This window comes from Bacillus sp. 05T31, assembly GCF_056396725.1.
This window is the reverse complement of sequence record NZ_JBFTMA010000380.1, coordinates 1-4,089: the sequence shown is the minus strand read 5'-3', so window position 1 is coordinate 4,089 and position 4,089 is coordinate 1. Positions and strand designations below refer to the sequence as shown.

Sequence of the window (4,089 nt, the reverse complement as noted above, 5' to 3'; positions counted from 1 at the left end):
CTCTTCTATCTCGCCATGAATAATTCCGCTCGTATAAGCATCTCCAGCACCTATTCTATCATATACAGAAAACGTAAGTGTTTTGGCAAAAGTGAACGTYCCATCTTTACATATGAATCCGCGAAGTGAGTGTGTATTATCGCTATTAATAAAGCGATGCGTTCCAGCAATTGTAGCGATATTATATATTTCAGCGACTTTTGGAATAAGATCAACAAGCTGTGCTTCTCGCTCTGTCTCTTCCGTTTTCATTCCGAGAACAAACATCGCATCTTTTTCATTCATCATTACAATATCGGCAAAGCCTAGCATTTCTTCATAATGAGGTTTCGCCTGTTCATACCCATCTTCTCCCCAAAGCGATGGACGATAGTTGCAATCGAAAACGACAGTGCCTCCATTTTCTTTAACTGCCTTCGCCAAAGATTTCATATGATGGCGCACAGTATCATTCATCGCAAGGGTAATCCCGCAAAAATGAACGATATCAATTTCTTTTGCGATTTCTTCAAATTGGTACATCTCTTCACATGCCGTATTGAAACTACTTTCTAATCGGTTCGAATATGTAACGCGGCTTGCGCGTGCTCCAAATCCATTTTCTAAAAAGTACATACCAACATATTTACCGCCTCTTGAAACAAACGGTGCCTGAATGCCTAACTTTTGAATATGTGATACCGCAGCATCCCCAACAGAGTTTTCCGGTAAAGTTGAAATAAGAAAACCTTCATGCCCTAGATGAGAAAGTGCTGCTGCAACGTTCACACCTGTACCAGAAAATGAGTAATTTAAGGAGTTTGCTTGCGATAGCAATTCATACCCTGGCACTTGCAGGCGCATCATAACTTCACCGAATGCTGCAATTTTCTTACGCATATTGATCAACTAACTTCTTCACGACCGCTAGTAATTCACGAACATCTTCTGTTTTCGTATTGCCAGTTTCTTTATCAATAATAGAAGAGTACACGTGCGGGATAACTTGCTCTACGTTTGCTTCTAATGCAATACGTACAATTGTTTCAAAGTTTTCTTTATCAATTCCGCCTGTTGGCTCTAATGCAAATCCTTCTTCCGCACATGCTTTCGCAACAGCGCGATATTCTTCTTCATGCGCTAAACCTTTCATTGGGAAGTATTTCAATGAATTCCCGCCCATATCACGTACAAGTGCGATTGCTGTTTTAATTGGAACGATTGCTTTTTCTTCCCCAGCCGCACTAACTTGGCCAGTAGAAATATTTACGTAACCTACTTTTCCTGTTGGTGATACTAAACTATTAATCCAGCTATCTTTGCCGCCAAGATTTGCGCGCGTCGCTCCTACTGAAGGGAACACTTGGTTAATATGACTACCAGGATAATGCTTCGCAATTTCAGCTACAACTGCCGCTTGGCGATTATCTCCTGCTCCTAGTCCGATTGATACAGCGTCATCAATTTCTTTTCCGTATGCTTTCATCGCTGTAACTGCTTCTTCTACTGTTGGATAATCTTTTGATAACACTCCGACTACTACATGACCTTCTGCGGCTTCAAAAATATCTTTCGCATTTCGGGTATTGTTCGCTAATACATTTAATGCTACGCGGCCTTTATAAAAACGTTTTTGAATGTTTGTCATTTTAGTTTCCCCCTACAATTTCTCTCATTTTTTCTTCAATTACATGTATGTCATCACCTTGAAGTGGACGTGGATCGATATCAAAGAATCCTTGTCTTACTCCGTAATCACGTGTGTAAATTGCGATTTCCCCTTCGCGTAACGCGGTCACAACATCTTTTGCAGTTTTATTTAATTCGTTCTCGTTAATATGAATACGCGCTCTAAAAATTGCTCTTCCAGCTTCATCTTGAACGATTTTTACATTTACACCGTTTAACTCTTTCAGCGGCATAAGTACTTGTAACAACTCTTTTTCTTGTTCACTCTTATCTTCTTTTACTCCGTACTCATCAAGCGCTTGAAGTAAACCGAAAGTTGTTTCTTTCCCAACTTTCATACTTCTACCGCTGCAATGTAATTGCACTTTTAGCCATTCAATATATTTTCGTTTACCGCCGACAATACCAGAAGTAGGTCCTTCAATYGCCTTTGAACCGCTATAAATGGCTAGGTCTGAATACTTCACGTATTTTTGAATRTCTTCTTCAGCTGCCGCATCAACGATAAGTGGTACATTATTTCGCTGTGCTACTTCCCACGCTTCTTCAACAGAAATCATATTTTTTTGCACTGCATGATGCGATTTCACATAAAGAATAGCTGCTGTATTTTCGCCAATTGCATCTTCAATATGCTCTGCTTTCCCTTCATTTGCGTAACCCACTTCAACGAGCTTACCGCCGCCTAAATAAATCATTGTTTCAACAGGAGCACCGTATTGAACGTTATGACCTTTTAACATAATCACTTCGTTTTTCGCGATTACTTCTTGATGAAGTCTTTCACTTTTACGGCGATTTCCTTCTGTAACGATACCAGCGATAGAAAGCGCAATTCCACTCGATGCTGAATTTACAACAACTGCTGCCTCTGAATCTAGAATTCTCGCAATATGGTCTCCCGCTTTATCTACTAAATCAGCAATTTCTACATAATTTTGTCCACCATGTTTCATCGCATCCATAACTGTATCTGTAGGAGCGGATACACCTAAAATACTCATTCTACCGCTCGCATTAATAACTCTTTTTAATCCGTACTTAGCATTCAATGAATGACCCATTGATTACAACCCCTTTCGTATCAATTCTTATTTCAGCAATGCGCTGATCCCCTTCTGAATCAATTAACGTAATCGGTTCATCTTTCACCGTAAATAAAGTTAAGTTTGCAATATCGCCTTCTTGAATACGACCAAGCTCTGGTTTTTTCAGCCACTCTGCCGCATTTTTCGTAACTGCATCAATTACTTCTTCTAGCGGATAACCTAAGTAAAGGAATTTCGAAAGAACGTTAGCCATACTGTAAACTGGACCGTGTATACGATTCTTCCGGTAAATATCTGTACTAATCGTATTAAGGRCAATGCCGTRACGCTTCGCTGCCTCTGCTACTTTAAAAGAAAAACTAGCATTACCATGCCCAACATCTAAATGAACRCCGCGTTTCACTGCATCTAATAACACAGATATCGGTTTTCCTTCTTCATCAAATAAATTATTTTCTTTCCCGTTTAAGTAATGTGTAATGACATCATCTTTTTCTAAAAGAGGTACAACTTCCTCTATACGCGGAGGAGCTGAACCGATATGTACCATAATCGGTAATGATGTTTCACGAGATAAAGAACGCGCTACGTGCAGCGGTTCAATTCCGCTATCACAAACGACACTTTTACTCATTCTCGCTTTTAATCCAACGATTACATCTTTATACTTTTCTACTGCATCTATTACTTTCTCTTTATCTATCCATTCCATATTGGATAATTCATCAATTCGTTTCAAACCGATGCGAGAAATATTTAAAAAGGCAAATAAATTCGTTTTTGCCTGTTCTCTACTTTGTACTAAATCTGCGATACGATCAGCTCCGCAGCTTCCCGCATCAACAATTGTCGTTACCCCTTGCTTAACGCCAATTTCATCTACCTCATCGCCATACGGATCAAACTCTGGAAAAGCATGAACGTGCAAATCAATCCATCCACTCGATACGTAAGTACCTGAGTAATCAAGAACCTTTCCACCCTCGCCAGCACCAGCTTTCATCACCTGTGCGATTTTATTATTTTCAACTACAATGTCAATCTCTTCCCCGTTCACACGCTTCACATTACGTAGCACGAATCGTTCTGTCATTGTATTTCCACCCTTTTCTATAAGAAGCCATAAGAATGCGCTTACATTAAAGTTTCATTTTATATCTTTTTCACATATTTAGAGTAACATAAAAAAAGGAAGAAGTAAATATAACGTTATAATGTTTAGTTGTACATTTCTTCCTTCACTAATTTATATTACGAATGTAAAAATCAAGAAGAAAAAATTCAATTAATATGAATAAAATATAGATTTGACTAAAAAATCCCCTCCATAAAAATTTGGAGGAGATTTTAGGTATATACATTACTTATAAAC

General features: G+C 38.7%; 4 protein-coding genes. All 4 read right to left on the bottom strand.

Annotated elements, in window-relative coordinates; genetic code table 11:
* On the bottom strand, window positions 1–879 hold an 879-nt coding region (locus AC1DJR_RS19790; protein ID WP_477003316.1), incomplete at its 3' end, for a sugar kinase.
* Window positions 872–1,627, bottom strand: coding sequence for a 2-dehydro-3-deoxy-phosphogluconate aldolase (gene dagF, locus AC1DJR_RS19785; protein ID WP_429686558.1), 756 nt, complete (start codon window positions 1,625–1,627; stop codon window positions 872–874). The genes dagF and AC1DJR_RS19790, both read right to left, overlap by 8 nt.
* Before the next feature lies 1 nt (window position 1,628).
* Complete coding sequence (locus AC1DJR_RS19780) at window positions 1,629–2,732, bottom strand: DgaE family pyridoxal phosphate-dependent ammonia lyase (protein ID WP_429686557.1); 1,104 nt, start codon at window positions 2,730–2,732, stop codon at window positions 1,629–1,631.
* Window positions 2,710–3,810: an amidohydrolase/deacetylase family metallohydrolase gene (locus AC1DJR_RS19775; RefSeq protein ID WP_477003315.1), complete on the bottom strand. Its 1,101-nt coding sequence runs from the start codon at window positions 3,808–3,810 to the stop codon at window positions 2,710–2,712. The genes AC1DJR_RS19780 and AC1DJR_RS19775 overlap by 23 nt, the downstream gene beginning before the upstream one ends.
* Window positions 3,811–4,089 lie beyond the last annotated feature (279 nt).